Genomic DNA, 18,078 nt, shown 5'->3' on the forward strand with positions numbered 1-18,078 from the left:
TTCCTATTGGGAAGCGAAAGGGCTGAAAAGTTTGCTTTCACGTTACTTAGAGCTTTGTTAACCTTTTGGAACCGCCGTATGCGGACCCGCATGTACGGTGGTGTGAGAGGACGGGGGTTTAACGCCCCCTCCTACTCGATCGTCATTAACGTCATGCTTAACGTTCATCTACTTAACGGTTGACCGTTACCTTGATTGTATCACTAACGTTCACTCCCGCCGCATTGACCAGCTCGGCCTGGTACTCGTACAATCCGGGTTCACGGCCGCTAATGGTCGTCTCGGCGCTTTGCGCAGTTTGCGCGTTCGCTTTTAGCGTCTGCGTGTCGATAAGCTTACCGTTCTCATACAGGCGATACTCCGTAGCATTGGTACCCCACCACAGGTTCATCGTCACCTTATAGTCACCATCACCATCCCAATTGTCATGGGACAATACTGGTTTGCCCGGGGCGGCGTCGCGAATAGTGATTGTGAGCGTATTGCTCTTGGTTGTGCCATATTTGTTGGTCAGCTCTGCGGTGTACACATACGTGCCGTTCGGCTTACCGTTAAGCTCTGTGCTTGTGGTCTGGGCCGATGGAGAAACATCCTTCAGCGACTTGCTGTCGATCAGCACGTCGTTCTCATAGAGCTTGTAGCTGGTGCCATTGTTGCCCCACCAGAGATTCATGGTGACGGTATAATTGCCGTCACTGAGTCCGCTGGCATAGCCGCTATTCGAAGACAGTACCACTTGTCCGGGCTTGCCTGTAGCTAGTGAAGTACCGCTCTTAACCTGAAAGGAATAGCTCTTCTCCGCTTTATTACCAGCGGCGTCGGTTACGACGTATCCAACCGTATGGGCTCCTGCGCCCAGATCGGCAGCATTCACGATCTGCCCTTCGGTGATCGGACACCCATCCAGCAGAAGCTGCTTGGAGGCAACGCCGGACAACGTATCGGAGGCGGTTAATTCAAATTGAAGCTGTGCCTCTTCCTCTACATCTTTGACAATATGGCCGGACTCTGTCAGTTCAGCGGTTGGCGGTGTCGTATCGATATTTACGCCAAGTGTTTTGACTTCTTCAGCCTTGCCCTTGCCTGGCAATGCATGATAAGCAAGCATATGCCGGCCGTCTTGACTCACGGATACTGGCGCGCTGTACACTTTTTCCGCACTGTCGTTCAGCGCGTAATAGATCGTAGCCGTGCCAGGGTCGGCTATGAGAGTAACTTCTACGGACTGATTCAGCCAGCCGGCAGCATTGGTTTGGGCCGATAGCGTTGCTGTAGTCACCGGCGCGTTCTTCGCTTCCGCAATGACAAAGTCCCCAACACTTCTTGGCTTTAGCTGATAGACGCCATTAAAAATTGCAGAAACGCCCGTAATGTTCAGCTGCTGTCCTTCCGTATAAGGGAAGTTGTCCTTAGTAATGCCTGTCCGGGCATCTACCCGTACATGATTGCTTGTCCCGTCAGCGGCGATGGCGTCAAATTCAAACGAACCGCTTGGGGCAGCGCTAATGATATGAGTCACCGTCACGTCGGACAACTTGAGCAATTGCCCTTGATTAGCATCGTTCACCACTGTTGCCGACACCGGCAGCGGGAGTACTGCCGTTCCGGTCTTCGCAATCTGCACCACGTCGGACAGCTCCAGCTCTGTATTGTACAGAGTTGTAGGCGCCGTCACTTTAACCTTATCACCGGCATGGAAGCCGCTCTGGCTCTGGAAGACATACAATCCGCCAGTCTCATCCTGTAAGTAAAAACTCTGACCGCCGAAAATACCCGGCTCAGTCGTCACAGTCCCTTCCACGGTCACGAGTGTTCCTGTGGCCTTGTTACGGGCTTCACTGACGGAAATCGCGGCTGGTATCGGATCCTCCTCTGCCGGGAGCGGTTCGGCCGGAACATTGCCCAGCGTCACTGCTTCGGTCGTCAGGTTGGTGCTATTAAGGCGAAGTCGCAGGTTCGAAGCAGCCGTCGTGCCTGGCTTGATCTGTACCGTCAGATCCTTGTAGGCATGGCCGTTCAGATCAGCAGTCAGGCTGAAAGAGGCGCTGTAGCCATAGCTGCTCGGCCAGGAGCCATCGTTGTTCTGAATCTTAGCAATCTGGGTACCCCCGCTTACCTGGTAGATACCTACCTGGAAGCCGGATACTGTAGTACCGGGTGGTAAATTATCCGCAATCACTCGAATCTGAAAATCCTGCGCATTCGGTAATACGGCCTGGTGCGTGAATTTGTACACCGCGTTCGCGCTAGTTGTTGGTCCGCCGTAGGAGCCGGCCTTGAACGTACTACGATCATACCATTTGTAACCGGCGTTCGGCTCGGCCCATGGCTCAGGCTTTGGCTCGGTGGATAGCGCTGGCTCTTCAAACGGCAGCAACGCTGTCGGCTGATCCAGTGTCAGGCCGCTGACCTGGGTGAAATCTGTATAGCTCTCTTTTTTGGCTAGCCAGTTAACAGTATTCACCAGCAGCTTGCCATCGTCCACTTCTTTGAAGCCGTCGTAAGTTGTTTTCTTAGCGCCGGTATCCTCACGAAGGTATTTTGGCGTCGCATCCTCTACTGGGGAAGAGTCACCAATGAAGGCTGCCTTGCCGGCCCCTTTTTTGGCAACTGCCACATATGGACCTTCCGCTACTCCGCCGCCGCTATAGACACCTTGGTCCACGGCATTAGGCCAAGCTGCACTCGTTTGTGGCAAGTACACGATGCCCTTGGCCCGGTGCGGGTCCAGGATGGCGATCGTGGAACCTGCATGCATCGCTACGGCCGACACTCCTGTCGTGATGCCGAAGGCCTGATTAGGAGGGACAATGTTGGTTGCATTGATGTCGCCGAGGGCGTTGTAGCGGAACCGAACGCCGAACTCATTTGCCAGCCAGTCGGAACTGACTACACCCTGCATTGCATCGGAAGCGGCCTCTACGGCGCTCATGCCTTTGGCCGGGTTGTCCCACGCTCCGCGGCGGTATCCGTTGAACGCCTCGGAACCGTCCCAGCGGTTTTTGTTGCGGTCTGCGTTGTAATGATCAGCGATGAAGAATATGCTACCGCCATTCTGCACGTATTGCGCCATTGCCTGCTGTTCACTGGCTTTGTATGGCACGTTGGCCTCGGCTGTGATGAAGACGTCATAAGCGGATAGATCGCTTAAAGTAATCGGCGTTGTCTTACGAAGCTCTTTGACATAATAACCATTCTGCGCAAGTGCGTTACCGAAATCGGAAAAAGCGCCGTCAATCACCCAGTCGGCTGCGCCCGCAGTCTGCTCATGGGTATTGTCGAACAAAATCTTTTTGCCCGCATTCTCATTGACTACTTTGGCTTCAATGAACGGCGCAGGGTCGGTTGGTCCCTCAGCATATACCGCCGGACCGGCTCCAAATGCGAATAACTGCATTGGAACGGCTACCGCCGCTGCGAACATGCCTTTGATCAGCTTCTTTTTCCAATCTGAATGACTCTTCTTCATCCCCATCCTCCTTCAGTGATAGAACGGCAGGTCTTGCCAGAATTAACCACCTGCTTGTCGTCTACTATCCTATCGCCCAAGAATTAGGAGGAACATAGATTTATGTAAACTTATGTAAATAAATCTTTTGGCCTATGTATCGAGTACTACAAAATAAGTTTACCCCTCCACTCTTTGTTAGTATAATTTTCTTAATGGTTGAAAGGAGAATGAAATGTTAACAAGAGAAAGACTTGAACATCAACAAATTTGGCTGTATGTAATTGTTCTAATTATTGGTGGAGTTATAGGATTGACTAGCCCTCAGACTGGTTCATTGCTTCATTTTACGATCTCACCAATTCTTGCGATTCTTCTGTATAGCATGTTTGCCCAAATCCCATTTCTTCAACTACGAGATTCGCTTTCCAATGGAAGATTTATTGGGGCTTTATTGGTCGCTAACTTTGTCATCGTCCCAATCGTAGTATGGATATTAACTCAGATCTTCCCCCAATCCCCTCCAATCTTAGTCGGAGTTTACTTGGTACTGTTAACGCCATGTATTGACTACGTAATCGTATTTACACAACTGGGACGTGGGAATGAAAAGCTTATGCTAGCAGCAACTCCTATACTATTCGTTGTTCAAATGGTTTTGCTTCCTTTCTATTTATGGTTATTCATTGGAAATGAAGCAGCTAAAATTGTAAAGGTTGGACCTTTTGTCGAAGCATTTTCGTTTCTAATTGTTATCCCTCTATTTCTGGCACTTATGACGCAACTGTGGGCAAAGAATAAAACAAGTGGAGAAAGAGCACTTCATTTATCAGCTTGGTTACCCGTTCCGTTCATGGCACTAGCCTTAATTGTTGTAGTTGCCTCTCAAATCGAGAAGGTTACCAACGATTTTGATATTATTCTAAAAGTCCTCCCCATTTATATTTTATTTCTTATTGTGATGCCAATGTTATCACGCATGCTTGCGGCATGGTTCCGCCTGGATGCCGGGGCAGGAAGAGCGCTTATTTTCAGTTCAGGAACTCGAAATTCGCTCGTAGTTCTTCCTTTGGGATTATCCTTACCAGGGGAATGGGCTACCATAGCAGCGGCTGTTATAGTAACTCAGACTATTGTGGAGCTTGTAGGTGAACTGATTTACATACGCATCGTTCCTGCATTAATTTTGCGGGATAAAGAGCATGAACATAGCAAAAGCAGCCTATAATGGGCTGCCTTTTTTTGTATTGAATATGTTATTGAACTTCTCAAATTTTCCATTTAAACAGTTCTCTTCATTAGGAATAGTCCAGCCTCACACTCAAGCCATCTCTTCTCGCAGATCATGCTCCATAAAGAGAATATCGCGTTTCATATCCTTCATGCCCTGTCTAGAGATTCGCCCTGTCTCGAACATGGATTGGATGTTGTCTCTCTCCAGCTGAATTCCGATCCGGGCCAGCTCCTGCAGCGAGATGTCGAACTCTTTTCGGGTATCGGTGACCGATTCGTTTTTGCTCAGATGCTGTAGCGTACGTTCCTGATGCAGAATCAGTGCGCTGACGGTCACCATATGATCTGGCTCACCTTCTGCAAGCAGAACGTTTAGTTGCTTAATGACATAAGCAATATTATGAATTCTGAGCCGAAGCAATTCGGCACGTCTTTCACGGAAGCTTAACGGAGCATGCGGTAGTTTTTCGAATATTTCGATCCAATGCTTAATGGGGAAAAGCTCTTTTTTATAGCTGGAATCTCTTGTTTGCATAAATAACAGTTTATTAGTTTTGTTAAGGTAACTATATGCAATATATGGATTCACTTCTTTCTCTTCAAGCGCAAGCAGCGTGTTCTCTCGTTCCCATTTCAGGACAGATATGCCCAAGGACCGTTGTACCTTATCTTGATTGTCATCTTTTTTGAGCGTGCGAATCCTGGTAGTATACGTATTGATAATCTGGACCGTTGCCAGCCGGTTCTCATCTCTGGTCTGTTCGTTTAAACCTGTAACTACATTTCGCAGAATCTCAATTTTGGCCTGAATATCCTCTTCTTCCTGCTCATTTTGCGTCTCTTTCCCCAATAAAAGCGGCAACAGATAGTTGGAGGCTAGCAGGGTCCACAATATTACTCCAGCCGCAAGGAAAATAATTAAATCTCTCGCCGGAAAGGCTGTGCCATCATCAAGAAAAAACGGCAGCGACAATGTACTCGCCAGTGTGATCGTTCCTCGTACTCCTGATAGACTGAGGATCAGCGCCTTCTTGAATCTGACTGGCCATGGTTCGCGCGGATTAGCCTTTTCAGAGATATCCATTAGAAGCACCCAGATGAGCCGCAGCCCGAGTACAGCCACAGTCAATAATAGTGTGTACAAAATGACTTTAACATTCCCTATTTCCGGGCTGTTCCAAATCGTCTGAATAATTTCCGGAAGCTGTGTTCCCAGCAGCAGAAAAACCAGTCCGTTCAATACAAAGATAATGACCGACCAGGTGCTTTTGGATACAACTCTTAGCTTGGCAACCTCGGGATTCATTTTCTTGTAACCTAAAGAATGAGCGATTCCTGCAGCAACAACAGCAAGGATACCGTTGACCCCCAATTCCTCGGCAGCGATGAAAATTAAAAAAGGAGTCATAATCTCAATCAGCATGTGGAGCGTGACATTCTCCATCCCCAGTCTCCGCAGCCATTTCACCGCGCCATATTTTACAAACGTGAGCAACAGTCCCAGTACCACACCACCAAGTGAAATGGAGATAAAGCTGATGCTGGCCGTTTTGAAAGAAAACATACCAGTGACCATAGCGGCTACGGCAAACTGAAAGGAAACCAGCCCCGATGCGTCGTTGATTAAAGATTCTCCCTCCAGAATTTGCATCGTCTGATGAGGGATCTTCACTTTCTGCTCCAGTGCACCCACGGCCACAGCATCGGTAGGTGCTAGTGCAGCCGCCAGTGCGAAGGATGCTGCCAGCGGGATGACCGGAAGTAGCCAATTCAGGAAATATCCCATCACACCTACCGTCACAAACACCAGACCCAGCGCTAGTAAAAGGATTGGTTTTTTCAGCTTCCATAGCGCCTCTTTATCCGCATGTCTGCCATCATTGAATAGCAACGGGGCAATGAATAGAAGCAAAAATAGCTCCGGATTTAATTTCAGTTCATAGTGAACAGGTAGCCAAGTAATGATCATCCCCAGTACGATTTGAATAATCGGCACGGAGACCGAAGGAATAAATCTGTTCACTAAATTGGATAAAGAGACAGCCGCCAACATCAGCAAAATAAATTCAAACAATTCCAAGTGAATCTTACCTCCAGATCTACAATCAATAGATTTCATAATATCAGAGTTCTAATATTTAACTTAGTATAAAATGTATTTTTAAACTGAATGTAAATCCGATGGTTACCATGTATAAAAAAGGATCAGTGCCTCCATATGGAGACGCTGACCCTTTTACACTTATGAGGCATATCCACATATCATCAGTCTGATGCTACAACCAGTTCTTGATTGCTGATACGCACTAGTGGGCGAACCCGTTCACACTCAGTTGGCATTCATCCGTAGTTTGCTTTTCAGCTCCAGATAGATATGACCATACAGCTTCCGACGTAGCGCCGAATGAAACGCAGCCAGCACCAGAGTCACTACGATCAGAGCGGCAGGCACAATATACAGGATAGGATGATCCACGAAAAATCCAAAAACATCATAGTCTCGGTCGATCCATCGCCCATAGATAAAAGCAGCGGCCACAACCAGCAGCACTGGCAGGGCGAACAAACCAGACAAGATATTCACCTTTTTCATTTTCTTGTATGTAGATTGATAAGCATGCTCACCGAGAGATTCTTCGAGCAGCATGCACTGCTTGTCGAAGGAATCGCTTTTGGACACCGGCAGCTCCCTGTTCGTAATATGCTTGTGAAGCATATCTAACTCCTGGCTAAACTCCATCGAGCTCAGGAGGGTTTTTCCCATATTCATAGTTGTCTCCTCTCGTTGTATATGAATTCCGGCGGTAACTTTCGAACATCAGGTTCACGATTCTCCGGAATTTTATATTATAACTTGGATAAACAGTCGCACACTAGGCCCTGAGGTACTAAAATGATGGGATTGTACTACAAATTAAAAACAAAAATGATCAAAAACATAAGCGGTGGAATAGCTAATGCGGGCAAAAGATTTAATGTTTTCATTTTTTTAATCCCTAAAATACTTAAGCCTGAACATAATATTAAAATACCGCCAATGATAGATATCTCATTCATCAGATCAGCATTTAAAGAATTCTCTATTAATTTCGCGATCAAATAGATTGAACCTTGCCAGCAAAATAATACTAGAGCAGCTAATGCTATACCGAGACCAAATGTTGACGCTAATACGATAGAAGTTATAAAATCCAACATTCCATTAGCAAATAAATAAGTGTAATCACCTTTTAACGCTGCTTCGACCGGACCAAGTATAGATAGTGAACCGATACAAAATAATAAAATAGCAGTTGATAATCCCTCGGCCAGATTTCCTTTCGAAAACTTACTAACAAGATTATTAAATTTCTCTTCCAAGTTAATCTTTTGTCCAATTAAAGCGCCAAGAGCTAAACTAACGATAAACAGAACAGGATATTTACTATCAGGCATGTGCTGCACGATCGTATTCATTCCAAGCGCTAGCGCAGCTAATCCCATTGCGTTCATCAAAATATCTTGATACTCGTTCTTGATCCCCTTTTTAAAAACACTTCCAATAATACTACCTAGAATAATCATTAACACATTAAAGGCCGTACCCAACATTATCGTTTCTTTCTCCCTTCAAAATTGGCAATATAAAAAAAATAAACCCTCTAGTAACTAGAGGGTCAAGTTATTAATTTCGACTAAAAGGCAATAAAATTTCTGTAACGTACTTGTCCACGCTATTTGTAATCCCATAATCAATCAATGTAATTTCAATTGAATCATCGATGATGGTATAACCATGCTGTTCACTATACTTGAGTAATTCTTCATAAAAGCCAGCTGCATGGACATGTGTCCCACTGAAACGTACTCTTAAATATTCACGGGCGGGAAAAACGACTTCCGCTTTGGGGATATTATCTCCTTCTTCTAAGATCATAAAAATACTGTTGTAGCGGTCAAATGTATTGGCCTCAATATCCTGAAGCGCAACTGAAAGCCCGATTTTACCCAGGAAAATACTTTCATCAATGTTGAAATTTTTTCGGAGTTCGGCAATGGGATACTCAATATCCTCACCAGGTCTATAGTCATGGGTTAAATGGGCCACTCTTAGTTTAGGCAGCTTCACTTCCATTATTGTACCCATTGGATGGTTGATTGCATCATGGATCTGAGTCAGCCGTCGTTTGATTTTTCTATCAATTAACTCTAATTCTCTTTTTTTATTCGCAATTTCAGTCTGTTGCCGGTTTAACATCTCGATCAGCTTATCCGTATCACGGTAGTCGAAGAAATCCAAAAGGTCGCTGATTGGCACGCCCAAAGCTCTTAAATATTTGATCGTACTTAATCTTTCAAAATGTTGAGTTGAATAATAGCGATAATTATTGCTCTTATCTATATATTCTGGTTTCAAAAGCCCAATCTCATCATAATATCTGAGCGTGGAGATTTTGACCTGAAATAATTTTGATAATTCACCTATTGTGAATAATTCCTTCATGCCTATACCGCCTTTTCGAATATCTGTTTATAAATCATATCTTTAAGACATTCGTGTGTAAACCCGCTACATATTCTTTGCGGAACGCAGCAGATAGAGAAAGAACGGCGCGCCAAGCGCGCCCATAACAACACCGACTGGAAGTTCTACGGGAGCAACTGCGAGTACAGCTACCCCGGCCAGAATGAAACGTCTGCTATGATTACATCCTTCCGGTAGGCCAAAGTCACGAAAAAATGCTTGAGGTCGTTGCACATGCCAACGAAAAAGGCCCCCGTCTATTCGGAGACCCTTGCGAAATTTATGAAATCGATAACCGTGATACGATCATTACCGAACAATTTTTAACTGAATTCCAGTTGAGGGTATGCGATATTGAACTTTAGTCGATGCCCCGCCCCGGCCACTTTTTCATATTCCATTGTTCTTTAAAAAATTCAGCATCAGTTCTCCGATCTCAAGCGCATGTGTTTCCAATGCAAAGTGCCCTGTATCCAATAAATGAATCTCCGCTTCGGGTAAATCCTGTTTAAAAGCTTCGGCACCGGCCGGAATAAAGGATACGTCATTTTCCCCCCATACTGCCAATAAGGGCGGTTGATATTCTTGGAGATACTTTTGAAATTGCGGGTATAATCTTACATTGCTTTGGTAATCGAAAATCAAATCTGATTGTTTTTCATCATTTCCCGCACGAGACATATAAGCAATATCAAGCGTATAGCCATCAGGAGAAACTCTGTTGTCTTCTGTTCCTTGAACATATTGATTCTTAATCGTATCAGGTGCAAATGCTGTGTGATAACTTTCTCTTTTTTCTGGAGTCGGATTATTCCAGTACTCTTCTCGTGCTGCCCATTTTCCACCTAGTCCTTCACGATAAATGTTTCCATTCTGGCTTATTATTGCGGTTACACGCTCTGGACGGTGCATGGCGATACGAAAGCCTATCGGAGCTCCATAATCAAAGACGTATAACGCATATTTAGTCAGCATTAGTGTATCGATAAAAGACTCCATAACTTCAGTAATATGGTCAAATGTATACTGGAATGCTTCTCTGTCAGGTGATGATGTCTTCCCAAACCCCGGATAATCAGGAGCAATGACATAATAATCTTTCTCCAACACAGGGATTAGTTCTCTGAACATATGACTAGCAGAAGGAAAGCCATGCAGCAATACAATGACTGGTTTATCCGGATTTCCCGCTTTGCGATAGAAGACCTCTAATCCTTCAACCTCTACTGAATGATAAGTCGTCATATAAACCTCCTAATTTTACTAATGATTATTCCCCACTTCTGGACAGATATGCACAATTTTAATAGCAGAAATTCTATCTCTTCTATGATGATACATCGTTCTTGCAATCATGAATAATGCAAAAATAAGATACCGTGTATCTATTTCTAATATACCTGTCATGGATCAGTCAAAAAGAAAAGGCATTACCCTGAGCTTGTCCTGTAAAGGAACGCCCATAGATAATGCCTTCAAACTCATTTTTTCATTGCAAGTAGTTATCTTTGCAACCCAGGATATTGCCAAATACCAGAAGTTCTAAGCAGGTCACGGTAAATAACGAGCTTTTCATCATTTGTTACTTTCTGTGCTTCTTCAAGAGACTTGTAATCCAAATACACAGCATTCGTAAAGTTTCTGCTTGCTGCTTTGCCGTTCATTTTGCTATAGAAACTATCAGCTTCTTTAAAGACCGCGAGTGCTCTACGAATGTGGCTTGCGCTGGTCACAATCGTAACGTCTTTCAGTCCTTCTCTTTCCAGAATGGCAGTAGAGAACAGACCGTTTTCAACGGTATCCGTAGATTTATTTTCAAGAATAATTCTATTCGGATTAACGCCTTGAGCAATCAACCACTGGCTCATGGCATCGGACTCTGTAACGCCTTGCTTTGGTACTCCGCCTGTAACAATAATTTTAGAGTTCGGATATTTATTCACTACAGCCAGACCTGTTTTCAAACGCTCAATCAACGTCGGTTGCATCGTTCCGTCATCAGCAAGTGCATAACCCAGAATCACAATCGCATGATTTTTTGACTGTACATTTGCCGGAGGAGTTGTACTCAGTTTTTCATTAAATACCTTCTCTGTACGCTCTATTTTTTGCAGATACTGATTGGTTTTCTGAGCATTGATCAGTTTCAGCTTTGCAATAGAAGCTTTGTACGTAGCCTCGTCTCCAGATGCCTTCGAATACACTCCGTTAAGCAGGTTTGCATTAAAGTTGCTAGGATCCAAATTCAAAATTTGTCTATACGTATGCAGAGCTTCTGGAACTTTCTTCTCAATAATTAGTGTAGAAGCGAGTGAGAACTTCAAATCCAGATCGAACGGGTCGAGGAGTGTTGCTTCTTTAAAAGCATTCTCTACAACATCATATTTCCCTTTAAGCGTAATGCCTTTGAAAATATCCTTCTCGGACTGCTTAATATCACCGCCATGCCAGTAGTAATACATGGCCAGGTCCTTATATTGATTAATTCTCTCATAAGTCGGTTCATCATTTCTAATCGGCTTTGCATTGGAGGTCTCTACTTCTGCAGCTCTTACTGGCGGTGCCATCGTTACGTACGCCGTTGCAAATGTAACTGTAGACATCGTAATGGCTAACGCTAATGCTAGTTTCTTCTTTGTGTTCTTCATGTTGTCCCCCACGCCTTCATATTGCCTCATGTTTGATGAGGCTTGATCATTACTTGACTATGTAAAGTTAACACTGATTTATCAACGTAGAATGAAGACAGCGTAAATCTATTGTAAAGTCGTATAGTATAAATATTCCAGTATGTAAAGATGCGACTAGTGAAGTAACCATATATTAAAGGAACAAACGATAAGGTTTGACAACATAGCTAAATAACTCACTATATTTATCGTTTCAATACCAATAAAGCGCCATACATTCAGTATGCGCTCTGGGGGTGACCCCTGTGAGCGTGTCCGAAAGTATGACGCTTTTTGCACGGAAATTATTCCAAGATGGAATTGATGTCTTTATGAAAAATATTAAAAAATCGTCGGAACCATTCCTCCATCCATGCGGATTGGAGAGCCTTTAAAGGCGGATGCATAAGGGCTGCATACAAATGTAGTGAGTCTGCCGATTTCAATAGGCCTTATAAATCGTTGTATTTCCGATTGCGGCAGGTTTTTAATCATAAAGTCTTTCTCTTTTTCCGCAAAAGCCATCTCTTCATTAGGGTAGATTCCCTCAATGATTTGCTGTACATTCTCAGAGAGTGTCGGTCCTGGCATAATGGTATTGACGGTAACTTCTGTGCCTACAGTTAGCTTGGACAAGCTTTTGGAGAGCGATAGCAGCATTGATTTAGTCATACAGTATTGCGGCATTTGACCTGAAGGCCTATTCCTTTGGTCGATCCTGTCACTAAAGCTGTTTTCCCCTGTAATCCCATATCCATATCTACTCTACTCCTTTTTATTTGCATCTATATAAGACGAACTTAAAATCCTAACGTAAGACTCGGTCGTCACTACGGTGGAATGTTTGGACTTCCGGCCGCTGTTGTCTCCAGATTTCTTTCCAGTGTATCGCGGTTGCGGTTGAAATCTGGAGACAAAGGCGGTCGCTACCGCTCCTACAGTTCCAAACTTCCCCCTTCGCTCCTTCTCGTTTTTTGTTATTTTCTTTTTGTTCGTCTTATATAACGTCAAGCTAATTCGTAGTTTTATTTACAACAGCCTTGCGCTCCGGATAGGGACTATATTACGTTGTCTTGGGGATTCAGTAACTAGCATAGGATGCCAAAGATCTTGTTTAACACGCCAAATAATAAAAATCAGTATATAGTAGCATTTTCGGATATCGAATTTGCACCTAAATGCTCTGCACGCCAATTGGAAGGAGTGTCATCTTCCCATATGCGGAAGGCACGGTAGAACGAATTCTGGTCCTCATATCCAATTAGAAAAGCAACTTCTTTAATATCGAGCGAGGGGTCTGCCAAATACTCCAGTGCCTGCTCGTGTTTTGCTTGTGTCAACAGAAGCTTGAAGCTCGTATTCTCGTCAGTAAGCCTGCGCTGCAAGATCCGATCACTCATATTGAGCTCTTTGGCGATGGAATGAATGTCTGGATGTCCCCGGTGAGACTGCGTTTCATGATCCATTTGACCTTCTCCGTGATGGAGCGACTGCCCTGATGCTCGCCCAGCGATTCGTTCAATACTGGCGTCAGGATCACCAGCAGCTCTTCGTTGTACGACAGAAAGGAAAGGTCTAAATCTTTTCGATGCAGTGTCAGCCGATTACTCTTCGCGCCAATCCGAACAGGACAGCCAAAATAAGCCTCAAGGGCTCGTAAATCACCCATTGCCTGCGTAAATTCAACCAGCTGCGCCGTCAAAGGTTGACCTGTGCCCCGGCGCCCGAGCTCCAGAAGATTTGCCAGCGTGATCCCAATCAGCAGCGGCGGACCAGATTGCTCGGTATACTGCCATTCCAGCTCGATTACACAGTGTTCTCCTTCCTCCGTGATACGCAAGCTTTCGGGCGGGCATAGTTGCTTGTAACGAGTCATTCGACTCAGCGCGTCACGATAGTCACGAGCATGGTAAGTCGCCAAGACGGATGGTGGGTACTTCGCAGTTTCATATACGGTCGCCAGTTCAATAATGCCTTTGGCAGTGTCACCAATAAGGTCAGAATAGGCCTGCCAGATCGCGAAATATTTGGTGGTAGTGACTACTGGTTCAGCAATAATGGTGAGCGGCAATCCCGCTTTGCAAGATTACAAATTCACCCTTACAATATTTCAATATATCCTTCCGTTCCATGTACGCGAATGCGCTGCCCCTCTTTAATCAGTTTGGTAGCATTCTCCACGCCAACAACTGCTGGCAAGCCATATTCACGTGCGATCACGGCGCCATGGGTCATAAGTCCACCCACTTCAGTAACCAGTCCTTTGATAGATACAAACAATGGAGTCCAGCTAGGGTCAGTAAATGCAGTAACTAAAATATCTCCATCTTCTAGATCAGCATCTTCCATGTTAAAGATAACACGTGCTCGTCCCTCAATCACTCCGGAAGAAACAGGTAAACCAACAATCGCTTCGGCGGGAAGATTTTCTCGTCTATACTCCCCGGTAATGATTTCTCCATCAGATGTAATCACACGCGGCGGAGTTAGTTTTTCATATCGTTTGAACTCGTCTTTACGTGTGTCTATGATCTGGTAATCTAATTTATGGGTACGCACGACCTCGTGAAGTTCATCGAAAGTAAGATAGTAGATATCTTCTTTTTCATGAATAATTCCTTCCCGGACAAGTGCCTCAGCTTCCTGGAGTAAAGCCTGCTTATAAACGAAGTAACGATTCACCATGCCGTATTTGGGATACTCCCGATAGCCGCTGAAGTTTCGGATCAAGTCAATCCGGTGTTTGGTTTCTGTTGCTTTCTGCTCTCCGTCTGGCAATGCCTTTAGGCGTTCTAATAGCTTTTGTTCTTTGCTCAAAGCTTCAAGCCGCCCTTGTTCTAATTTTCGATGACTGGCCTTCGGCTCAAAGTTCTTGATATTACTTAGAAGGATCGGGACAAGGGCGGATGGTTTTTCGCTCCAACGGGTTCTCGTGATATCAATTTCACCGGCACACCGCATGCCGTATTTGTCCAGAAAAGCAGTAATCGCTTCATACGCTGCCTGTCCCCCACGAATCTTAAGCAGTTCGTCCCCCAAGCTGTCCTCTTTTAGTTGCTGTAAATAATCAACGACTTCCGGGTAAGGACGAATGACATCAGCGACATCCAGGAGCGCCAGCCCCATCTCTGAAGTAATATTATTCGATACAGATTGGGACAGGGTGTCAGCTGCACTTTTTTCACCTAGCCATTCTTGCATTTTCTCATTGATCCAAGCGGACGCGTTCATACCAGCCATAATGACTTTTGTACTTTGTGGGTCAAAGAGAATCTTCTTTAATTCCTGCAAATCTTCCAGAATAAAATCAAATAAGTCTGCGCCTGATTTTCCTTCGATATTTACTTTTAACACCGCCAACGATGTCTCGCTCCGCTCAACCAAGTCAGAAACAATTGACGGATCGGTTTCAGTTGGTGCTGGCATACCTGCGTAATTTTTGGCTTTGTTCGGTGCAGCGGTATCATTAGGTAATAATTTTATAAAATCCTCTCGTGCTATAACAGTCTTGAGTGCATCTTTGACGAGCGGCTCGGATTGCCCCAAAATATTTAATAACATGTCTCTGCTAGCAAGTGAAGACAGCTGAGGTGTGACATCAACAAAGAGCCTTCCGCCAGCAGTACACATAGGTGCACGAGTTACTAACAGATAGAACGATAATCCCAGTGGCTTCATCGCATCCGTCATCATTTGCTGGTGGCCTACAGAGATATAGACATGATTCTCTTGATCGTTCGCTTCAGGGATCGGGTATAACGTTGTGATCGGCCGGCTCTGAACAATATAAAAGACATCTTCCGCTAAACACCATTCAATATCTTGCGGGCAACCAAAATAAGCTTCGATCTGTCTTCCGATACGTGACAATTGTAAAATTTGTTGATCAGTCAGTGTCTGAGACTTTTGCCGATCAGGATCGATCTGCCGAGTCTCTGTACCGCCTTCTTGATGACCATAGATAGCCAACTTCTTGGTTGCTATTCTCTTCTCGATGATTTCATCTTCCCGTACTTTATAACCATCGGCAGAAACCAAGCCAGAAACCAGCGCTTCTCCAAGTCCATAACTGGCATCGATCGATAGCAGCTTCCGGTTAGAAGTCATCGGATCAGCGGTAAATAAAATCCCGGAGGCCTGCGGGAACACCATCCTTTGCACGATAACGGATAAATAAACTTGACTGTGGTCAAATCCATTTTGCATACGGTAGATGACCGCGCGATCTGTAAATAGGGATGCCCAACATTTGCTGATATGCTCCAAAATTGCTTGTTGGCCAATGATATTTAAATAGGTGTCTTGTTGGCCGGCAAAAGAGGCATGGGGCAAATCTTCAGCAGTCGCACTAGAGCGCACTGCATAAGCATGCTCATCACCAAACTTGGAGAGATAATGGGTGACTGCTTGCACAACCTCGGATGGAATTTCTGCTTCCAAAATGATTTGTCGAAGCTTCCCGCTGACTTCAGCAATCTGATCTCGATCTTCTAGGGTTAGCATGGCTAGTTGAGCCAACAAAGCATGATATGTTTCATTTGGTCCGACTGCTGCTTGATATCCCACGGTTGTCACACAAAATCCCTCTGGTACTTGTATACCCTCAATTTTAGACAATCCCCCTAAATGCAGCCCTTTTCCGCCAACAAGCATAAGCTGTGTGTTGTTCATTTCCTGAAAATTGAGAACTAACGAACGCATTCCACATCTCTCCTAACCATTCATTTGAGGAAAAAACATTTGACAAGACTTTGGTCGGCATAGTAAGATTAATATATAAGATAGACTTTCTATGCCTATTCATAAATTGAAAAGTTGCGATCAGATTATATCATCTAGTCTGGTCATGTGCAATATAGAAAGAACCTGAATGAAAGATTCAGGTTCTTTCTTTGTTTTTTCGCTATCTTTAGTGCTTTCAAGAATCATATACCTCGCCTGCAGCTTCTTTCAAAGCATATTCAAAGGGCTCTTCACACGAGTAAATCTCATGAAAAAATCCCATGTACGGAATATCCTCCTCCATACATTTTATTAAATAGGACAATGCCTCATCATACTCTGGCTCTTCACCGGCGTGCTGCATACACTCAAATGCATCTACTATATTTTCCAGCAGGTTTATTTGGATGAATAATGGTAGTTGATCCAGCATCGCATCTCCAATATTGGTCTCGGATCGATATCCCTCGAGGCAGACTTTGAAATAATCATCCATAAACTCTTTACGTTTGTTGGCGTCTGTTTCAAACTGTATCCAGCCCACTCCGTTTCTCCAGATCGACGCCAGGTCACACATATACCAACAGAAACACGAATTATCAAAGTCATATACAGTGATTTGCCCGGTATCAAAATCGATATGATAATTCCCATCCCCGTAATCAAAATGAATCATACCATAGGATTCATTGCTTCGTTCCAATCCCTCCACTGTCGTAAGAAGCGCTACCAGCTTTTCCTTCAACCGAGATAAGGAATCGGGAATCAATTTTTCAATATATTCTGCGTTATATTTATCTAAAAAGCTATATCGGCGCTGGACTGGCGTATAACCTTTCGACAACTGATGCAATTTACCGAGAGTTTTACCGCAGTTATAATAATATTCGGTAATGGGAACGCCTTCCCGGTACTGGTAGTTATTTTCCACCAGATGCTTACCCTTGGCTTTTTCAAACAGGCAGACAAAAAAAGTGTCATTATGATGAGTGATCTCTTCCAGCAGATTCCCCTTCCGGGAATTGATTACATTCGATACGCTGCCGCCATGCTCGAATAAATACCTGATGTACTGGACTTCGGCCAGAAAATCTTCCCGGCTCCTGTCATTCAAAAAGGCGATTCGGAGTATTTTGGCATCAGCGCCGTCTTTTTCATAGTTATAAGCGATATTCCGCCCTCCGTCATGTGGGTTAATCCGGCTGATCTCATAACCCTCCAAGCCATATAGCTCTGATACTAATGGAAGCAAATAGGTATCACCAATTTGAACAACTTCGTCATAAGTCATAACATTTCCCCTTTAGCTAATCATTTGTTAAAACCTAATTCTTTTGAACTATATGTATATTTTACTAACAAATTCCGGTAAATGGGATAGTAGAAAACAATTAAAATTGATTGATCCTGTTCGCGAGAATCACCTGACACCCAGCAACGAACAGTTAAACACCACTCTTTATACAAAAAAGTCACATCAGATATTATTCTAATGTGACTCT

The 18,078-nt window shown here is 44.4% G+C and carries 11 protein-coding genes and 2 pseudogenes; 1 reads left to right on the plus strand and 12 read right to left on the minus strand.

The window, feature by feature from the left end:
• Positions 1 to 172: 172 nt before the first annotated feature.
• Positions 173 to 3,469: a chitinase N-terminal domain-containing protein gene (locus HPT30_RS08610; protein WP_175370998.1), complete on the minus strand. Its 3,297-nt coding sequence runs from the start codon at positions 3,467 to 3,469 to the stop codon at positions 173 to 175.
• Between the two features lie 214 nt (positions 3,470 to 3,683).
• On the opposite strand from HPT30_RS08610, the gene HPT30_RS08615 reads away from it, so the two are divergent.
• Positions 3,684 to 4,676 carry an arsenic resistance protein gene (locus HPT30_RS08615; protein WP_175370999.1) on the plus strand — a complete coding sequence of 331 codons (993 nt, stop codon included), beginning with the start codon at positions 3,684 to 3,686 and terminating at the stop codon, positions 4,674 to 4,676.
• Between the two features lie 93 nt (positions 4,677 to 4,769).
• Here the strand turns inward: HPT30_RS08615 and HPT30_RS08620 are convergent, their stop codons facing one another.
• From HPT30_RS08620 to HPT30_RS08670, 11 genes and pseudogenes are all read right to left on the minus strand, one after another.
• Positions 4,770 to 6,761, minus strand: a complete 1,992-nt coding sequence (locus HPT30_RS08620) for a Na+/H+ antiporter (protein ID WP_175371000.1) — start codon at positions 6,759 to 6,761, stop codon at positions 4,770 to 4,772.
• A gap of 249 nt (positions 6,762 to 7,010) precedes the next feature.
• Complete coding sequence (locus HPT30_RS08625) at positions 7,011 to 7,451, minus strand: DUF6097 family protein (protein ID WP_175371001.1); 441 nt, start codon at positions 7,449 to 7,451, stop codon at positions 7,011 to 7,013.
• Between the two features lie 137 nt (positions 7,452 to 7,588).
• The gene (locus HPT30_RS08630; RefSeq protein WP_175371002.1) at positions 7,589 to 8,272 is read right to left on the minus strand and encodes a DUF554 domain-containing protein; all 684 of its coding nucleotides are present in this window, start codon (positions 8,270 to 8,272) and stop codon (positions 7,589 to 7,591) included.
• Positions 8,273 to 8,345: 73 nt separating this feature from the next.
• The gene (locus HPT30_RS08635; RefSeq protein WP_175371003.1) at positions 8,346 to 9,164 is read right to left on the minus strand and encodes a MerR family transcriptional regulator; all 819 of its coding nucleotides are present in this window, start codon (positions 9,162 to 9,164) and stop codon (positions 8,346 to 8,348) included.
• A 66-nt stretch (positions 9,165 to 9,230) separates the two neighbouring features.
• Entirely contained in the window at positions 9,231 to 9,419 is a 189-nt protein-coding gene (locus HPT30_RS29565; protein ID WP_217622316.1) for a hypothetical protein, read from the minus strand.
• Positions 9,420 to 9,575: 156 nt separating this feature from the next.
• On the minus strand, positions 9,576 to 10,430 hold the full coding sequence (locus HPT30_RS08645) for an alpha/beta fold hydrolase (RefSeq protein WP_175371004.1): 855 nt from the start codon (positions 10,428 to 10,430) through the stop codon (positions 9,576 to 9,578).
• 257 nt (positions 10,431 to 10,687) lie between these two features.
• Positions 10,688 to 11,833, minus strand: coding sequence for a YdcF family protein (locus HPT30_RS08650; RefSeq protein ID WP_175371005.1), 1,146 nt, complete (start codon positions 11,831 to 11,833; stop codon positions 10,688 to 10,690).
• Positions 11,834 to 12,196: 363 nt separating this feature from the next.
• Positions 12,197 to 12,553, minus strand: a pseudogene (locus HPT30_RS08655) (SDR family oxidoreductase); the annotation flags it as partial.
• 437 nt (positions 12,554 to 12,990) lie between these two features.
• Positions 12,991 to 13,925 (minus strand): annotated as a pseudogene (locus tag HPT30_RS08660) (AraC family transcriptional regulator).
• Positions 13,926 to 13,954: 29 nt separating this feature from the next.
• Positions 13,955 to 16,555: a phosphoenolpyruvate synthase gene (gene ppsA, locus HPT30_RS08665; RefSeq protein ID WP_175371006.1), complete on the minus strand. Its 2,601-nt coding sequence runs from the start codon at positions 16,553 to 16,555 to the stop codon at positions 13,955 to 13,957.
• Between the two features lie 217 nt (positions 16,556 to 16,772).
• Positions 16,773 to 17,867: a phosphotransferase enzyme family protein gene (locus tag HPT30_RS08670; RefSeq protein ID WP_175371007.1), complete on the minus strand. Its 1,095-nt coding sequence runs from the start codon at positions 17,865 to 17,867 to the stop codon at positions 16,773 to 16,775.
• Between the last annotated feature and the right edge of the window lie 211 nt (positions 17,868 to 18,078).

This window comes from Paenibacillus agri (assembly GCF_013359945.1).
Classification (GTDB): Bacteria; Bacillota; Bacilli; order Paenibacillales; family Paenibacillaceae; genus Paenibacillus_AQ; species Paenibacillus_AQ agri.